This is a genomic window from Enterobacter cloacae complex sp. P27C (assembly GCF_014895705.1).
GTDB lineage: Bacteria > Pseudomonadota > Gammaproteobacteria > Enterobacterales > Enterobacteriaceae > Enterobacter > Enterobacter bugandensis.
Genome location: NZ_JADBQB010000029.1, coordinates 1 through 810, shown reverse-complemented (window position 1 = coordinate 810; position 810 = coordinate 1). Strand labels below are relative to the sequence as shown.

The following is an 810-nucleotide window of genomic DNA, read 5'->3' as shown; positions in this document are numbered from 1 at the left end:
AATGCGCGCCAGCGGATCGTAGCTGTCCTGATCGCTGTAGACGTAGGTCAGCGGCACGTCCCCGTGCACCTCCTGCAGCAGCCGGAACCCTTCCCAGACAAACCGGATAGTGACCGGCTTGCCGGTTGGCTGCCCGCCCAGCATCTGGCGGCGGGTTTTGCTGATGCGTCGCCCGAGCGGATCGTAGCGGAAGCTGACCTGCGTCTGCGGCCTGTTGCGGTACCGCGGCTTGCTGATCACCTCAGTCAGACGGTGCTCACCGTCGTAGCGGTAGTGCCATCGTGTCTGGCCGTTATCTTTCTCCAGGGTGCGTCCGTGGACATCATAGCGCCAGCGAATGCCGTTCAGCTGCGTCAGGCGGTTATGCGTGACCTTCTCAGCAGATCCTTCGAGCGGGTTACCGGCCGCATCCCAGCGCCACTGCTCCTGGCAAGGCAGCGTGCCGTCCTGAACGAGCAGACGCCCGGCGCTGCGCATTGCCGGTAAAGACGTCCCGGCGATGCAGTCAGCCGAGACAGTCGTCCTCGCTGCGGGTGGTCAGCAGCCCCTGGGTTCGGCTGGTTTCACGGTGGAGTTCGTCGCGGGTAAAGTCGGAGACCGACAGCTTATTGAGAACAAGGTGAGCAAGGCGAGAAAGAATCAGACATGATGCGTGCAAAAGGGAAAGATTACATCGTTAAAGATGGTGATGTGATGAACTTCCTGTTTAACGTCTGATTTGTTTTGAATGAAGAAAATCCACGCTTTGGCGTGGATTTTTTGCGGGGTTAAAACACATTCTCTAATAGTTCTGTTTTCATGCTGGGTTCA

2 pseudogenes are annotated in these 810 nt (G+C 58.0%); one reads left to right on the top strand and one right to left on the bottom strand.

Annotated features, from left to right (window positions below):
* Positions 1 to 613: pseudogene (locus IM291_RS21820) on the bottom strand (type IV secretion protein Rhs); the annotation flags it as partial.
* Positions 614 to 615: 2 nt separating this feature from the next.
* Here IM291_RS21820 and IM291_RS21815 point away from each other — a divergent pair.
* Positions 616 to 717: pseudogene (locus tag IM291_RS21815) on the top strand (DUF933 domain-containing protein); the annotation flags it as partial.
* Between the last annotated feature and the right edge of the window lie 93 nt (positions 718 to 810).